The following is a 15,529-nucleotide window of genomic DNA, read 5'->3' as shown; positions in this document are numbered from 1 at the left end:
CGGATCGACCGTGGTCACTACAAGATCCCTGGCAGCACCTCCTCCGACAGCTCGGCGAACGCCTGCTCCTGCGCGCTGAGATAGGTGTCCCAGGCCTGTGCGTCCCAGATCTCCAGCCGGGTGTTGGCCCCGATGACGACGCAGTCACGTTCCAGACCCGCGTATTGCCGCAGGGCCTGTGGGATCGTGATGCGCCCTTGCTTGTCTGGTTTCTCGTCGGACGCGCTGGCGAAGAAGACGCGGCTGTAGTCACGCACCGCCTTGGCGGTGACCGGGGCGGTGCTGAGAGCCTCGGTAATGCGCTGGAACTCCTCCACGGGAAAGACGTAGAGGCATCGCTCCTGGCCTTTGGTGATCACAAGACCCTCCGCCAGCTCCTCACGGTACTTAGCCGGCAGGAACAGCCGTCCCTTGTCGTCCAGACGCGGTTGATGGGTGCCGAGGAACACCGGCCCCACCTCCCGTGCCTCAGTGAAGCGCTCAGCGCTGGTGCACCGGGCCCTCCACTGCGCACCACCATACTCCACTTCTCCCCACCGTCAACTGATTCGAACCGTCTTCATCATCGGTTTCCGTTGCGTTACCGCAGGTCAGAGCGATGGGGCGGCGTGGAGGGGGGTGGGCGGGCGGCCAACCCTCATGGGCGTGTCGAGGGTTTGAAAGTCCGTGGAAATAGGGGGCGCGGGGGTTCGGGGGGCTCCGGGTGGAGGAAAGTGGGGCGCCCCACGGGCCCCGCGTGTCACCGGATTCGCACCCCTATGGGACAAGAACCGGAAGTTCAGCGGTGTTCGCTGGAATATCCACAAATGTCGCTCAAGAACCCACAGCGTCGTAGGGTCGTACAGACAATGGAAAAGGAATGGCATGGCTCCCGCAAAGGCACCGTACCGGGACGGCCGTCGCACTTCTCATGGAGGCCTGGTGGCAGTAACCCATGACGTCCCTCCCCAGCTCGACGAGCTGGTCTCCACAGCCCACCGGATTCGGCAGGCCATCGAATCGGTGATCGAGGGCAAGGGGGACGCCGTCCGCCTCACGCTGACCGTCCTGCTCGCGGAGGGCCACCTCCTGATCGAGGACGTGCCGGGCGTCGGCAAGACCATGCTGGCCAAGGCGCTCGCCCGCTCCATCGACTGCCCCGTCCGGCGGGTGCAGTTCACCCCGGACCTGCTGCCCAGCGACATCACCGGGGTCAGCGCCTACAACCAGCAGACGCGGGAGTTCGAGTTCAAGCCCGGGCCCGTGTTCGCCAACATCGTGGTGGGCGACGAGATCAACCGTGCCTCCCCCAAGACGCAGTCCGCGCTGCTGGAGTGCATGGAGGAGCACCAGGTGACGGTGGACGGGCGGACGTACCCGCTCGAGACGCCGTTCATGGTGATCGCGACCCAGAACCCGATCGAGATGGAGGGCACCTATCCCCTGCCCGAGGCGCAGCGCGACCGCTTCACCGCGCGCGTGGCGATGGGCTACCCCGAGCCGACCGCCGAGCTGGAGATGCTCGACGTGCACGGGGGCACCTCGCCGCTCGACAAGCTGGAGCCGGTGGCGACCACGGCGGAGGTGCGCGCCCTCATCGAGGCCGTACGCGGCATCTACGTCTCGCAGGCGGTCAAGAAATACGCCATCGACCTCGTGGTGGCCACCCGCCACTCCCCCGACCTGCGGCTGGGCGCCTCCCCGAGGTCCACGCTGCAGCTCGTACGGGCGGCCAGGGCGCACGCGGCGCTGGCCGGACGCGACTACGTCATCCCCGACGACCTCCAGGACCTGGCCATCCCCGTGCTGGCGCACCGGCTGCTGCCCAGCGTCGAGGCGCAGGGGCAGCGCCGCCTGCCCGAGCAGGTGGTGACGGATCTGGTCAGGCGCGTGCCGGTGCCGGAGACGCGGGGCAACTGATGGGCCGGCGAGGTCACGCGTTGAGTGGGACACGGTGAGGGCCGGACTGCGGGCGCTGACGTCCAGGGGCAGGTCGTTCCTCGCCTCCGGGATCGCGGCGCTGGTCATGGCCGTGCTCCTCGGGGAGAACGACCTGTTCAGGATCGGCGTCCTGGTGACGGCGCTGCCGTTGCTGGCCGCGATGGTGGTGGCGCGCACACGCTACCGGCTGAGCTGCGCCCGGCGGCTCGACCCGCCCAGGGCCGAGGTGGGGGGCGAGGCCACCGTGACCCTGCGGCTGGAGAACGTCACCAGGCTGCCCACCGGCCTGCTGCTCATCGAGGACACGGTCCCGTACGCGCTGGGGGTGCGCCCCCGGTTCGTGCTGGACCGGGTCGAGCCGCGCGGCGTGCGGGAGATCGACTACCGGGTGCGCTCGGACCTGCGCGGCCGCTACACGATCGGGCCGCTGTCGATCCGCATCGCCGACCCGTTCGGGCTGGTCGAGCTGACCCGCTCGTTCACGATCAGCGACACGCTCGTGGTGACGCCGCAGGTGGTGGCGCTGCCGCACGTACGGCTGTCGGGCGAGTGGACGGGCGGCGGCGACAGCCGCACGCGGAGCGTGGCGGCGGCCGGCGACGACGACGTGGCGCCGCGCGAGTACCGCCAGGGCGACGACCTGCGGCGGGTGCACTGGCGCTCGACGGCCCGCTACGGCGAGCTGATGGTGCGCCGTGAGGAGCAGCAGTGGCAGAGCCGCGGCGCGCTGCTGCTGGACACCCGCCGGCACGCCCACCGCGGCGAGGGGCCACGCTCGTCGTTCGAGGTCGCGGTCTCGGCCGCGGCCTCGATCGGCGTGCACCTCGCCCACGAGGGGCTGGGCCTGCGGCTGGTGACCGACCAGGGGGCCGAGCACCTGACCGACACCGGACTGAGCTACTCCCTGCTCGACACGCTGGCCGTGGTGCGCCACAGCCCGGCCCGCTCCCTGGAGATGGGCATCTCGGCCCTGCGCCAGGGCGGCGGCGACGGCCTGATCGTGGCGGTGCTCGGCGCGCTGGACGCCGAGGAGGCCAGGGAGCTGGCCAGGCTGCGGCACAGCGGCATCACGGGCGTGGCCGTCCTGCTGGACGTGGGCTCGTGGGAGGGCGGCGACCGGGCCGCCGAGGAGAACTATCAGGCCGTGCAGACCGTGCTGGCCGGGTACGGCTGGCGCATCGTACGGCTGCCCGCGGGCACCTCGATCGCCTCCGTCTGGCAGGGCGCGGCCAACCGCGGCAGGTACACGGTCAGCGGCCCCGCGGGAGGAGCGGCATGAGACTGACGATCGCCTCGGGCGTGGCCACGTTCAGCGCGGCCGTCCTGCTCCATCCGCTCTTCCAGACCGGGACCTGGTTCTGGAGCGCGCTCGGCGCCGTGCTGGCCGTGGTGGCGGCCGGGCTGCTGAGCAGCCGGCTGTCCCTGCCGGCGTGGGCGGCGCCGCTGGTCGGCCTGGTCGCGACGTGGATCTATCTGACCCTGTCCTTCGCCGCCGACGAGGCGTGGGCGCTGGTGGTGCCGACCAAGGACTCGGTGCTGGAGCTGGCCAGGCTGCTGGGCGTCGGCTGGGCCGACATCCAGCGCTTCGCCGCGCCGGTGCCGGAGACGGACGGCATCGTGCTGCTGACCTCCGGCGGCGTGGCGCTCATCGCGATCGCGGTGGACCTGCTCGCCGCGCGGGCGCGGCGGGCGGCGCTGGCCGGGCTGCCGCTGCTGGCGCTGGCCACGGTGCCGGCCACGATCCTGGCCGACCCGATCAGCTGGTGGGCGTTCATCCTGGCCGCGCTCGGGTTCGTCGGCCTGCTCATCGCCGACGGGCGCGAGCGGGTGGGCCACTGGGGCAGGGCGGTGCTGGTGCGCCGCACCCGCATGGCGGCCACGGTCCGGGCGGGCGGGCAGCGGAGCGCTCCGGGCGGCTCCGCCGACACGAGCGGGCTGCGGTTGTCGGGCAAGCGCATCGGGTTCGCCGCGATCGCGCTGGCCGTGCTGGTGCCGGCGGCGCTGCCGGCGATGGAGCCGGTGTCGTTCTTCACCTTCGGGGTGGGCGGGCGCGGCTCCGGGCCGGGCAACTCGATCAGCATCCCGAACCCGATCGCCAACCTGAAGGGCCAGCTCGAACTGCCGGAGCGGCGGGTCGTCCTCACCTACACCAACAACGACGACAGCCCCCGCTACCTGCGCATCTACGCGCTGGACACCTTCGACGGCCAGCAGTTCGGCATGACGCAGCCCAAGGGCGCGCCGCAGAACAGGACGGAGAACGGGCCGCTGCCCGGCCCGCCCGGCCTCGGCCCGCAGCCGAAGGTCACCAACGTCCTGACGAACGTGCAGATCAGCGACGAGATCGCCAAGCTGCAGTTCCTGCCGCTGCCGTACCCGCCCAGGGAGATCCGGGTGGACGGCGACTGGCGGGCGGACGTGGACACGCTGATGGTCTTCTCCACCCGGGAGGAGGCCGCGGGCATCGAGTACGAGGTGTCCTCCAGCGAGCCGCAGCCGACCCACGACCTGCTCGACTCCCTCGACGGCATCCGCCCCGAGGTGGACGAGCGCTTCCTGGCCCTGCCGGAGAGCCTGCCCCCCGACATCAGGGAGCTGGCCGACACCGTCACCAGCGGCGCGCGGACCAGCTTCGAGGCGGCGATGAAGCTGCAGCAGTTCTTCACCAAGGACGGCGGCTTCACCTACAACCTGCGCACCCAGGGGCACGGCAACTCCGCGCTGCGGGACTTCCTGCTGCGCGACCGGGCCGGCTACTGCGAGCAGTTCGCCGCCTCGATGGCGGTGCTGGCCAGGCTGGTGGGCATCCCGTCGCGGGTGGCGATCGGCTACACGGGCGGCACGCGCACCGCCGACGGCTGGCAGGTGGGCACGAACGACTCCCACTCCTGGCCGGAGCTGTACTTCGAGGGCGTGGGCTGGCTGCCGTTCGAGCCGACCCCCTCGGGCGCGGCCGGGCAGGGCACCGCGCGGGTGCCCGAGTACGCGCAGCCGCGGCCGACCCCGACGGCGACGTCCTCGACGCCGACGCCGGGCGCGAGCAGCTCGGCCGCCGACGAGCCGCAGGACCCGTCGACCCGGCGCAACCCGCGCGAGCTGGACCGTGAGGGCACGGTCGCGACCGGCGCGCTGCCGCCGGACGACTCGATGCCGCTGATCGGCCAGATCGGCATCGGGCTGGGGGCGCTGCTCCTCGTCCTGCTGGTCCCGGCCGCCGTCCGGCTGATCACCAGGAACCGGCGCGTGCGCACGCTGGGCTGGAAGGTGTCGCAGCCCTCCGACGAGCTGACGGCCAGGATGGTGTCGGGCAAGGACCGGGCGACGGCCGCGAGCACCGCGGCGGCCGCGTGGGCGGAGCTCGACGACCTGCTGTACGACTACGGCATGGCCCGCCTGCCCAGCGAGACCCCGCGGGCGCTGGCCCGGCGGCTGAGCCAGCAGTACGAGTTCGACGCCGGCTCCGCGGCGGCCGTCACGGCCATCGCCTCGTCGGTCGAGCGGGTGCTGTTCGCCAGGGACCCCGGGCGGATCGAGCCGATGCGCAGGCAACTGCGCCAGGTGCGGCAGGCCCTGGCCGCCACGGTCTCACGCGGGCGGCGGGTGCGGGCGGTGCTGCTGCCTCCCTCGACGCTGCGCCGGCTGCGGCTGCTGGGCGAGCGCCTGCTGGACGGGTTCGACCTGCTGGAGACCGTCAGGCTGCGGCGGACGGCGGCCCAGAAGGGCGGCTGAAAAGACCGAGTCGCCCGCGCCGGCACACCCTGGGTGCGCCGGCGCGGGCGACTCGCGTCGATCTGATCTGATCTGATCCGATCCGTGCGTGCGGCACACCCCTGAATCGACCGCGCGTGCGACTCGGCTCTGACGTCGGTCCGGACGGCCGGCGCGCTCACGCGCCGACCGGGCACCGGGCTCGCTGTGGTGCGAACCGTACGTGCGGCCGGCCCTCAGAGGGCGGCCGCACGCCGTTCGGTCTTCGGCTCAGCGCTCGTCGTGACGACGGCGCCAGCGCTCTTCCATGCGCTCCATGAAACTGCCCCGGTTGCTCCGGCGGGCCTGCTTGCCCGGAGGAACGGCCGTGCCCGAGGCTGGGGCGGAGTCACCGAACCCATTCATCTTCTTCCAGCTTGACAGGCCCCACAGACACGCGGCGAGCATGACCACGAAACCGCCGACGCCGAGCGGGATCAGCGCACTGCCACTCAACACCACGCCGACCATCATGATGACGACGCCGAGGGCAAAGCCGATGGAGGCCTTGACCAGGCGACGCTTGTAATGGCTGCGTGGGTCGCTGATCCTTACGGTGTTGGCCCACTTCGGGTCCTCGGCGTAGAGGGCCTGCTCGATCTGGTCGAGCAAGCGCTGCTCGTGCTCAGAGAGCGGCACGGCGCCTCCCAAGGACAGCCCCAGGACGGGGAAGACGGCAACGGACGACACGGGGTGTCCGAACCTCGCGGTCGGTTATCCCCAGAATACGAGGCTGTAGACGTAGGCGAAAGCAAACGTCCAACGCAGACCAAACCGGAGGTGACGTCATGGCTCTATTGTGGCCCATCTCGCCCCCCTTACCCCAAAATCCCGACACGGATGCCCCCAGCATGTCCGGACATCGACGTCATGTCTCTATTTCATCAAGCTTGCCACGTACTAGCGACGCCGGGAGCACCGCATCGGGCCCGAATCTTCGGATCGCCTTGTCCATGGCCTGCTCCGCCTCGCGCCACCCGGTCTCCTTCTCGCCGAGGCTGAGCTGACGGGTGGCCTCGCCGGCCGGCCGCAGGTTCTCCATCCTGACCCCCACCAGGCGCAACCGCACCCGCTGGAGGCCGGCCGCCTCGAACAGCTCGCAGGCGGTGGCGTAGATCACCTGGGCCACGTCGGTCGGCTCACGCAGCGTGCGCGAGCGGTTGATCGTGGTGAAATCGGCTCGGCGTAGCTTCACACTTACAGTTCTTCCCACGTGACCGGCCTTACGCATCCGGGCCGCCACCCGCTCCGACAGGCGCAGCAGCTCCCGCCTGATGGTGTCGGGGTCGTCGACGTCGGTCGCGAAGGTCTCCTCGTTGCCGATGCTCTTGTCGGGCACGTGAGCGCTCACGGGCCGCTCGTCGCGCCCCCAGGCCAGCGCCGCCAGGTGGCCGCCCACGGCCTGCCCCAGCTCGCGCTGGAGCGTGCTGGGCGGCACTCTGGCCAGGTCTCCGACCGTGCGGATGCCCAGGCGCACCAGCGCCTGCTCGGTGCGCTCACCGACGCCCCACAGGGCCGACACGGGCAGCGGGTGGAGGAAGTCGACGACCTGGTCGGCGGGCACCACCAGCAGCCCGTCCGGCTTGCACTGCTTGGAGGCCAGTTTTGCGACGAATTTGCTGCTGGCCACGCCCACGGAGCACGTGATGCCGTAGCGCTCGAGGACCTGCTCCCTGACCATGGCGGCCACCGTGGCGGGCGGCCCGAGCCGGCGCCTGGCCCCGCCGACGTCGAGGAACGCCTCGTCGGAGGCGATGGGCTCCACCAGCGGGGTGATCGAGTGGAAGATCTCCATCACGCCCTTGGAGACCTCGGAGTATTTGCCGTGGGAAGGCGGGATGATGACGGCCTGCGGGCAGAGCCTGCGCGCCCTGCTCATGGGCATCGCCGAGTGCACGCCGTAGGCCCGGGCCTCGTAGGTGGCGCTGAGCACGACGCCGCGCCCGGCGGGCGAGCCCACGATCACCGGGCGCCCCCGCAGCTCGGGCCGTTCGAGCAGCTCGACGCTGGCGAAGAACGCGTCCATGTCGACGTGGAGGATCGGGCAGCCGCTGTCATCGACCCCGGTCCGCGGAGCGGGGCCGATGCCGGTGATCTGCTTACGGGACACGCCTTCGAGTCTATCCGAACAGGCGTTCTACACCGAGGTGGACGGCCATGCGATTCGATTCCTTCCCGGGCGGCTCAGTTGCGGTGCCCGAGCACGTGGAGCTGCGTCGCGATGTCGCGCAGCACGGGATGGGTCGCCGCGGCCTGCTCCAGCGCCGCCAGCGCCTCCACCGCGCCGGGCTCGCCGTCCACGAGCCTGCTGGGCACCAGGTCGGCGAAGACCCGCACGCCGTGGATCGCACCCACCGCGAACCCGGTGGCGGTCAGCAGCTCGACGAGCGTGCCCGCGGCGAAGCGCCTGGGCGTGGGGTCGCGGTCGCCCCAGGTGCCGCGCGGGTCGTCCAGCACCGCCCGGGCCTCGTCGAACTGCCCGGCCAGCGCCCGGTGGATCGCGCCGGCGACGGGGTTGGCGGCCAGGACGCTGACCGCGCCGCCCCTGCGCAGCAGGCCCGCGACCGCGGTCAGCGCGCTGATCGGGTCTTCGACGTATTCGAGCACGCTGTGGCACAGGACCAGGTCGGCGGCGTCGCGGCTGAGCAGCTCGCCCAGGTCGGCCGCGTCGCCCTGCAGGCCGCGCACCCCCACGCCCTGCTCCTTGGCGCGCCGCTCCAGCGCGGCCAGCGAGTCGGGGCTGGGGTCGACGACGGTGACGGAGTGGCCGAGCGCGGCCAGCGGCACGGCGAACCCGCCGGTGCCGCCGCCGGCGTCGACGATGTCGAGCGACTCCCTGCCGGTGGCCGCCGTGCGCTCGGCCAGCATGGAGCGCAACGCGTCCCAGACGACGGCGGTCCGCACCGCCGGGGTCCTCGTGGTGACGCCTTCAGCACGCAACGTCGGCTCGCCTCCCTCTCCGCCGCGACGGGGGTCCGCGCGCGACCTCGCCGCGCGAACGTGCACGTCGCGAACGGCCCTTTCGTGAACGGGCCCAGCCTACGCGCTACCCGGCGGCTCCCGCTCCCCACCGGCCGGACCCGCCCGCCCGATCGCCCAAGGCGCAAACCCGCGGCACGGTGACGGCAGGGGACCGGCGGGCGCAGGGCATGGAAAAGGGCGCGTCGCGGCTGGTGACGCGCCCTTTGTCCGTACGGTCGCCGCCCCGGATCACAACGGCCGGGCCCACACGCCCCGGGCGGACGCCTGACCGCGCGGCGGGACGGGCATCCCTCGCCTCGCGTGCCGTGCGGACCGGCGTGGTTGGAACGTACCCCGAACACGCGCTCCCGGCCCGCCGGAAAGGGTGTCTAAAGGGTGAGGCTTGGCTTGAGTTGCTTGAAGCGGGCCAGCAGGCCGTTGACGAACTGCGGGGACTCGTCGGTGGACAGCTCCCCCGCCAGGTGCACCCACTCGCTGATGACCACGCCCTCGGGCACCCCGGGCATCCACAACAGCTCGTACGTGCCGCCGCGCAGCAGATTGCGGTCCACCGCCGGCATCCGGTCGAGCGTCCAGCCCTCGGCGTAGGTGGTGATCAGCTCGTCGATGCGCGAGTGGTGCCTGGCCACGCCCTCGACGATCGCCGAGGTGTATTCGTTGACCGGCGGCTCCTGCCGCTCCACGCGCTCAGCGAGGATCTTCAGCGGATCCTCGCTGCGCAGCTCCGCCTCGAAGAGGATGTCGAGCGCCCGCCGGCGAGCTTTGCCTCGTGCCGACACCTCAGGCCCGGCCGAGGTATTCGCCGCTGCGGGTGTCGACCTTGACCTTCTCGCCGGTGGTGATGAACAGCGGGACCTTGATCTCGGCCCCGGTCTCCAGCGTGGCGGGCTTGGTGCCGCCGGTGGAGCGGTCGCCCTGCAGGCCCGGCTCGGTGTTGGCGATGGTCAGCTCGACGGCGGCCGGCAGGTCGACGTAGAGCGCGGAGCCCTCGTTGAAGGCCACGGTGGCCGTGGTGTTCTCCAGCATGTAGTTGGCGGCGGTGCCGACCGTGGCGCTGGGCACGTTGACCATGTCGTAGGTCTCGGTGTCCATGAACACGAAGTCGTCGCCGTCCTTGTAGGAGAACTGCATCTCGCGCTTGTCGACGTTGGCCACCTCGACCTTGACGCCGGCGTTGAAGGTCTTGTCGACGACCTTGCCCGAGAGCACGTTCTTGAGCTTGGTGCGCACGAACGCGCCGCCCTTGCCCGGCTTGACGTGCTGGAACTCCACAACGGCCCACAGCTCACCGCCGTCGAGCTTCAGCACCATGCCGTTCTTGAGGTCGTTGGTCGTCGCCACTCGTTCTTCTCCCGCGTGTGGCCGCTCTAAAGGACGAGCAGCTCCTTGGTCGTCTTGGTGAAAAGTTCCGGCCCGCCCTCACGTGTCACCAGGGTGTCCTCGATGCGAACGCCGCCCCGGCCCGGGAGGTAGACCCCGGGCTCGACGGTGATCGGAACTCGATCCTCTAGTCTACCGGTCCGAGAGGGGCCCAGGAACGGCTCCTCGTGGATCTCCAGTCCCACTCCGTGACCGAGGCCGTGTCTGAAGTGCCCGGCGTGGCCCGCCTCGGCGATGACGGACCGGGCGGCGGCGTCCACGTCCCCTGCCCCGGCCCCGGGGGTCACGGCGTGCCTGCCCGCCCGCTGGGCGGCGGCGACCAGGTCGTACAGCTCGCGCTGCCAGGCGGCGGGCGGGCCGAGGCTGACCGTCCGGGTCATGTCGGCGTGGTAGCCCTGGTAGCGGGCGCCGAAGTCCATCGTGATCAGGTCTCCCACGCGCAGTTCCCGCTCGGTGGGCGCGTGGTGCGGGACCGCGCCGTTCTCGCCGGCGGCCACGATCGTGTCGAACGCGGGCTTGTCGGCGCCCAGCTCGCCCATGCGCCGGTCGAGCAGGCCGGCCAGCTCGCGCTCGGTCATCCCCGGCGCGATCGTGGCGGAGACGTCGGCGAAGGCCTGGTCGGTGATGGCGCAGGCGGTGCGGACCCGGTCCAGCTCGTCCTCGTCCTTCACGGCGCGCAGCAGCTCGACCACCGGGTCCAGCGGCACGAGCCCGGCCCCGAGCCGCTGGTAGGCGGCCACGCTCATGCTCGCCGCCTCGATCCCGACGCCCGGCTCGGCCAGCCGGCCCGCCACGTCGGACGCCTCGACCGAGGGCACGTCCAGGGTGCGGGCCACCTCGATGTAGCGGTTGTCCGTGGCCAGCAGCGCCGTCCCGTCGGCCCTGACCAGCACGGCGGCGTTCGAGCTGGCCAGGCCCGTGAGGTAGCGGACGTTGACGGGAGAGGTGACCAGCAGGGCGTGCACCTCACGGGCGGGCAGCAGCTCGGCCAGCCGCGCCCGGCGCGCCGGATAGTCGAACATCATCGGCCCAATGTACGGCTCACACCTATTGCGCCACTACCGCCCATCTGGTCCCCGCCCAAGACCACCGCGCTCCCCGACCGAACCCCCGCCCCGGCACCTCCCGCATCGAACGGAACCGCCCGAAACCCGGCACTCCCCCGTCGCGGCTGGGTCGCCTGACCGGAACTGCCGCTCCCCGTCGGGAGCCGAACCGCCTCCGAGGCCCGCCACTCACCGTCGCGGACGGGCTATCCGTTCGGAACCTGCCATTCCCTCATGAACTGCGAGGCCGGTCCCTGGGGTTCCATCTCGCCCTTCTGCTGGGCTCTCAACAGGTCCCGGTAGACGCCCGCGATGTGGTTGAGGGTGGGGTCGATCTGTCCCTTGGAGTACTTGTCCGCCGCCTTCCCGAGCTTCTCGCGGGCCTTGTCGGCGACCCGGGGATCGATGCCGCCCATGGACTGCTGGGCCTTCAGCGACTCGTCGAACTCCCGCAGCCACTTGGCGTACCCGCCGGGCGGGATCGCCTCGCCCAGCGTGGCCCTGGGGGGCGGCTCCGTGCCCACCAGGGAGGTCGGATCCGCGTCGGGGCCGAGGGTGCTCACGAGGCCGGGGGTGGAGTCGTCGGTCGGGGAGGGCGGCAGGCTGGGGAAGCTGTAGGTCTCGCTCGGGATGACGGAGGGCGTGGCGACCGGGGTCGGCGCCGCGACCGGCTCCTCCTCCCGCGCCCCCGCCCACATCACCATGGCGACCGTCACGGCCGCGATGACGGCGACGGCGATGCCGAGCTGGAGGATCAGCTTGCGGCTCGGCGGCTGGTCCCGTCCGGGCTCCAGGTCGGCGGCCTGGAAGACCGCGGTGTCACCGGCCCTGGGCGCGGCGCCCGGACCCGCGCCCGGCGCCGTCCCCGCGCCCACGGGGAAGACCTCGGTGGCCCCCGAGCCCGGCCGCACGCCGAAGCCCGGCTGAGCACCGGAACCCGGCTGCGGACCCGGACCCGGCTGCGCGCCGAAGCCCGGCTGCGGGCCGGAACCCGGCTGCGCCGCGAAGCCCTGCGAGCCGGAGCCGGGCTGCCCGCCGGGACCCGGCTGGGCGCCGGGGTCGCGCAGGGAGGCGCCGGTCACCGGGATGGCGCCGGGGGCGGGCTTCGGCCTGGCGATGGCCGCCAGCGCGCGCCTGATCGACTCGCCGCTGGCGGGCCGCTGCGCGGGGTCCTCCGCGATCATGGCCAGCACCAGCCGGTCCAGCTCGGGGGACACCTCGGCCCTGATCGCGCTCGGCGGCACGGGCCCGCCAGCGGCCCCGCCCTGTCCCTGCGCGGCCCCGCCCTGTCCCTGCGCGGCCCCGCCCTGTCCCTGCGCGGCCCCGCCCTGTCCCTGCGCGGCCCCGCCCTGGTCCGGTGTGGCCCCGCCCAGTCCCGGCGCGGCCTCGGCGCCGCCGGGCGGGCGTCCGCACAGCAGCTCGTACGCGACGCAACCGAGCGCGTACACGTCCCCGGGGGCCGACGCCGCCTGCCCGCCGGTCCGCTCGGGCGCCACGTACGGGCCGCCCTCCCGCGCCGGCGCCCGCTCGTCCACCCCGAACCCGACCACCTTGAGCACCCCGCTGGCGGCCAGGCGGAAGCTGTCGGGGTCGACCCGCCCGTGCACCACCCCGGCCCGGTGCGCGGCGTCGAGGCCGGCCGCCGCCTGCCCGACCAGGTCGCACGCCTCGACGATCGGCAGGGGCCCGCGCGCGGCCAGCTCCTCGCCCAGGCTGAGCCCGGTGAGGAACTCCATCACCAGGAACGGGGCCCCCTGGTGGTCGCCGACGTCCAGCACCATGGCCACGTTCGGGTGGATCACCCTGGCCGCCGCCTGGGCGTGCTGCCTGAACACCTCCCGCGTGGCGGCCCCCGCCGCCCTGGCGCCGAGCACCTTCACGGCCACGACCCAGTCGGCCCGCGTGTCGTACCCCCGCCACACCTCACCCATCGGCCCGCTGCCGATGCGCTCGTCAAGCCGGTACCGGTCAGCGACCAAAGACGGCGTCGCGTCGGACATATCTCCGCCAAATACTCGAAAAATCAGGATTTCCGACCCACCATAGGGCCCCACAACCCCCCTCCGCCCCACGCACGCGCAACCCGCCCCTCGACATAACGAATTTCGTTATTTACGATTATCGTTATGCCAACGCGATGGATCACCCGGCTGGAGACCCTCCTGAGCATCGGCCTGGCCCTCGGCTGCCTGGGCGTCCTGGCCGGGCTCGCCACGAACGTCCTGATCGCGTTCTTCGGCGCGCCGGCCGGGACGGGCGTCCCGCTGCGCGTGCCCGCCGTGCCGGTCCCCGGCGCGGTGGCCCCGGGCGCCTCCGCGGGCGCCGTCACGGCCGAGGTGATGGTGCGCCCCGAGGGCGCCGCGCCGCTGGAGAGCCTGCTCTACCTGCTGATGTGGCTGCCGGCGACGGTGACGGGCCTGCTGGCGCTGTTCACGCTGGTGCGCGCGCTGCGCCGGGCGCGCTCCGGCGACCGGGCGCTGTTCTCCGCGGTCACGGCCGGGCACCTGCGCCGGCTCGGCTGGATCCTGATCTGCGGTTCGATCGGGTCGGCCGTGCTGGGCTGGGCGGCGGAGGCCATACTCTCCTCCATGCTGCTGACCGATGACCGTCTGTTCTTCCCGCCGCCGGCCGCGCTGCCCGGGGCGATCGTGGCGGGGGTCGCCGCGCTGGGCGTGTCGGAGATCGTACGCCGCGGCCTGGCCCTGCTCGAAGAGGTCGAGGCCACGATCTGATGACCGGACCCGTCATCAGGGTGCGGCTCGACGAGCTGCTCAAGGAGCGCGGCATGACGCTCACCGAGCTGTCGCGGCGCGTGGAGATCACCGTCGTCAACCTGTCGATCCTGAAGAACGGCCACGCCAAGGCCATCCGCTTCTCCACCCTGGAGCGCCTGTGCGCGGCACTCGGCTGCCAGCCCGGCGACCTGCTGACCTACGACTGAGAGCGCGCCACCCGCACGACCCCCGTACACGAAGAAAGGGCGGCCCGAAGGCCGCCCTTCCCGCTTCAGCTCACGCCGCCGCCGGCTCCGGCACCCGCGGCGCGGGCGATCCGGCGTCCAGCGGCTGCGGCGGCGCGTTGAAGACCGCCGTGTCCAGGCGCCCCTCCGACCGCGCCACCAGCACCGGCACGACCATCTGCCCGGTCACGTTGGTGGCGGTACGGATCATGTCCAGGATCGGGTCGATGGCCAGCAGCAGGCCGACGCCCTCCAGCGGCAGCCCCAGCGTGCTGAGGGTCAGCGTCAGCATCACGGTGGCGCCGGTCAGGCCCGCCGTGGCGGCCGAGCCGACCACCGAGACGAACACGATCAGCAGGTAGTCGCCCAGCCCGAGCGGCACGCCGAACACCTGGGCCACGAAGATCGCGGCCAGCGCCGGATACACCGAGGCGCAGCCGTCCATCTTGGTGGTGGCGCCGAACGGCACCGCGAAGGAGGCGTAGTCGCGGTCCACGCCGTTGCGCTCGATCGTGACCCGCTGCGTCAGCGGCAGCGTGCCGACCGAGGAGCGCGAGACGAAGGCCAGCTCGATCGCGGGCCAGGCGTTGCGGAAGAACCGCACGGGGCTGACCTTGCCCCACACGGCCAGCAGCGTCGGGTACACGGCCAGCAGCACCAGCAGCGAGCCCACGTAGACCCCGGCGCTGAACTTGGCCAGCGGCGCCAGCAGGTCCCAGCCGTACGTGGCCACGGCCTTGCCGATCAGCCCGGCGGTGCCGATGGGCGCCAGCCGGATGACCCACCACAGCGCCTTCTGCACCAGCTCAAGCACCGAGCGGGCGAGGCCGAGGAAGGGCTCGGCCCGCTCGCCCACGGCCATCGCCGCCGCCCCGAGCACGACGCCCAGGAAGACGATCTGCAGCACGTTGACCTCGGTGAAGGCGGTCACGACGTTGGTCGGCACGATGCCGGTGACGAAGTCCAGCCAGCTGCCCCTGGTCTCCGACGGCTTGGCCGCGGCGGTGTCGAGGGTGACGCCCTGGCCGGGGTTGATGAGCAGGCCCAGCCCGATCGCGAGGGCCACGGAGACGAACGCGGTGATGAGGAACCACATCAGCGTCTTGGTGGCCAGCCGGGCCGCGCCGTTGACGTTGCGCAGGTTGGCCACGCTCACCAGCACGGCGGTGAAGACCAGCGGCGGCACGGCGAGCTTGAGGAGCTGGACGAAGATCTTGCCGACCTGCGTGAGCGTCTCGGCCAGCCAGGTCACATCCCAGACCTTGGCGGCGAACCCGAGCGCCACGCCGACGGCGAGGCCCAGCAGCAACTGCAGGGAGAAGGAGAATCTCTTCACGAGAACAGAACTTTCGAAGCGCGGGCATGCCGAGGGCACACCACGTGAGGGGTAGGGATGGCGAAGGCTCGGTCGTCAGCGACACGACGATCCGTGCACCCGGCACAGATCGATGTGCAGCCGCTCGACGAGCCACACGACCACCACGGAAAACCTCAC

General features: G+C 72.1%; 14 protein-coding genes. 5 read left to right on the top strand and 9 right to left on the bottom strand.

All coding sequences use genetic code 11. The features are described from left to right. Positions 1 to 17: 17 nt before the first annotated feature. Positions 18 to 449, bottom strand: coding sequence for a division/cell wall cluster transcriptional repressor MraZ (gene mraZ / locus IO39_RS45180; protein WP_043639693.1), 432 nt, complete (start codon positions 447 to 449; stop codon positions 18 to 20). Between the two features lie 415 nt (positions 450 to 864). Here mraZ and IO39_RS45175 point away from each other — a divergent pair, with 415 nt between their 5' ends. Genes IO39_RS45175 through IO39_RS45165 form a run of 3 tightly spaced genes read left to right on the top strand, consistent with a single transcriptional unit; the run spans position 865 to position 5,649 of the window. Further along, on the top strand, positions 865 to 1,899 hold the full coding sequence (locus IO39_RS45175; RefSeq protein ID WP_439331506.1) for an AAA family ATPase: 1,035 nt from the start codon (positions 865 to 867) through the stop codon (positions 1,897 to 1,899). Positions 1,900 to 1,933: 34 nt separating this feature from the next. Further along, entirely contained in the window at positions 1,934 to 3,199 is a 1,266-nt protein-coding gene (locus tag IO39_RS45170; RefSeq protein ID WP_043638678.1) for a DUF58 domain-containing protein, read from the top strand. Beyond that, on the top strand, positions 3,196 to 5,649 hold the full coding sequence (locus IO39_RS45165) for a transglutaminase TgpA family protein (RefSeq protein ID WP_043638676.1): 2,454 nt from the start codon (positions 3,196 to 3,198) through the stop codon (positions 5,647 to 5,649). Before IO39_RS45170 ends, IO39_RS45165 begins: the two co-directional genes overlap by 4 nt. Before the next feature lie 249 nt (positions 5,650 to 5,898). Here IO39_RS45165 and IO39_RS45160 read toward each other — a convergent pair whose 3' ends face one another. The 7 genes from IO39_RS45160 to IO39_RS51640 all read right to left on the bottom strand — a co-directional run bounded on the left by IO39_RS45160 (position 5,899) and on the right by IO39_RS51640 (position 13,054). Continuing rightward, on the bottom strand, positions 5,899 to 6,306 hold the full coding sequence (locus IO39_RS45160; RefSeq protein ID WP_043639691.1) for an SCO2097 family morphological protein: 408 nt from the start codon (positions 6,304 to 6,306) through the stop codon (positions 5,899 to 5,901). 229 nt (positions 6,307 to 6,535) lie between these two features. After that, positions 6,536 to 7,777: a DNA polymerase IV gene (locus IO39_RS45155; RefSeq protein ID WP_043638674.1), complete on the bottom strand. Its 1,242-nt coding sequence runs from the start codon at positions 7,775 to 7,777 to the stop codon at positions 6,536 to 6,538. A gap of 74 nt (positions 7,778 to 7,851) precedes the next feature. Continuing rightward, positions 7,852 to 8,535: a class I SAM-dependent methyltransferase gene (locus IO39_RS45150; RefSeq protein WP_169789245.1), complete on the bottom strand. Its 684-nt coding sequence runs from the start codon at positions 8,533 to 8,535 to the stop codon at positions 7,852 to 7,854. A gap of 482 nt (positions 8,536 to 9,017) precedes the next feature. After that, positions 9,018 to 9,428, bottom strand: coding sequence for a transcription antitermination factor NusB (nusB, locus tag IO39_RS45145; protein WP_043638669.1), 411 nt, complete (start codon positions 9,426 to 9,428; stop codon positions 9,018 to 9,020). A 1-nt stretch (position 9,429) separates the two neighbouring features. Continuing rightward, a complete protein-coding gene (gene efp, locus IO39_RS45140; RefSeq protein WP_043638666.1) occupies positions 9,430 to 9,990 on the bottom strand; it encodes an elongation factor P in 561 nt (186 codons plus the stop codon). 26 nt (positions 9,991 to 10,016) lie between these two features. Beyond that, complete coding sequence (locus IO39_RS45135) at positions 10,017 to 11,054, bottom strand: M24 family metallopeptidase (protein ID WP_043638663.1); 1,038 nt, start codon at positions 11,052 to 11,054, stop codon at positions 10,017 to 10,019. Between the two features lie 227 nt (positions 11,055 to 11,281). Next, entirely contained in the window at positions 11,282 to 13,054 is a 1,773-nt protein-coding gene (locus IO39_RS51640; RefSeq protein WP_169789238.1) for a serine/threonine-protein kinase, read from the bottom strand. Between the two features lie 147 nt (positions 13,055 to 13,201). On the opposite strand from IO39_RS51640, the gene IO39_RS45125 reads away from it, so the two are divergent. Together IO39_RS45125 and IO39_RS45120 are read left to right on the top strand one after the other, a co-directional pair. Beyond that, positions 13,202 to 13,807: a DUF2975 domain-containing protein gene (locus IO39_RS45125; RefSeq protein ID WP_043638660.1), complete on the top strand. Its 606-nt coding sequence runs from the start codon at positions 13,202 to 13,204 to the stop codon at positions 13,805 to 13,807. Next, entirely contained in the window at positions 13,807 to 14,016 is a 210-nt protein-coding gene (locus IO39_RS45120) for a helix-turn-helix domain-containing protein (protein ID WP_043638657.1), read from the top strand. Before IO39_RS45125 ends, IO39_RS45120 begins: the two co-directional genes overlap by 1 nt. A gap of 70 nt (positions 14,017 to 14,086) precedes the next feature. Here the strand turns inward: IO39_RS45120 and IO39_RS45115 are convergent, their stop codons facing one another. Further along, positions 14,087 to 15,370, bottom strand: coding sequence for a dicarboxylate/amino acid:cation symporter (locus IO39_RS45115; protein WP_043638654.1), 1,284 nt, complete (start codon positions 15,368 to 15,370; stop codon positions 14,087 to 14,089). Between the last annotated feature and the right edge of the window lie 159 nt (positions 15,371 to 15,529).

The sequence above is a fragment of the Nonomuraea candida genome (genome assembly GCF_000725485.1).
GTDB lineage: Bacteria > Actinomycetota > Actinomycetes > Streptosporangiales > Streptosporangiaceae > Nonomuraea > Nonomuraea candida.
The sequence above is the reverse complement of the archived record's forward strand: the minus strand, read 5'-3'. Positions and strand labels throughout refer to the sequence as shown.

What these genes read in the sequence shown, in the direction of transcription:
- IO39_RS45175 (WP_439331506.1), top strand. Translation starts at nt 865, where the DNA reads ATGGCTCCCGCAAAGGCACCGTACCGGGACGGCCGTCGCACTTCTCAT.
- IO39_RS45165 (WP_043638676.1), top strand. Translation starts at nt 3,196, where the DNA reads ATGAGACTGACGATCGCCTCGGGCGTGGCCACGTTCAGCGCGGCCGTC.
- IO39_RS45150 (WP_169789245.1), bottom strand. Translation starts at nt 8,535, where the DNA reads ATGCTGGCCGAGCGCACGGCGGCCACCGGCAGGGAGTCGCTCGACATC.
- IO39_RS45135 (WP_043638663.1), bottom strand. Translation starts at nt 11,054, where the DNA reads ATGATGTTCGACTATCCGGCGCGCCGGGCGCGGCTGGCCGAGCTGCTG.
- IO39_RS45125 (WP_043638660.1), top strand. Translation starts at nt 13,202, where the DNA reads ATGCCAACGCGATGGATCACCCGGCTGGAGACCCTCCTGAGCATCGGC.
- IO39_RS45120 (WP_043638657.1), top strand. Translation starts at nt 13,807, where the DNA reads ATGACCGGACCCGTCATCAGGGTGCGGCTCGACGAGCTGCTCAAGGAG.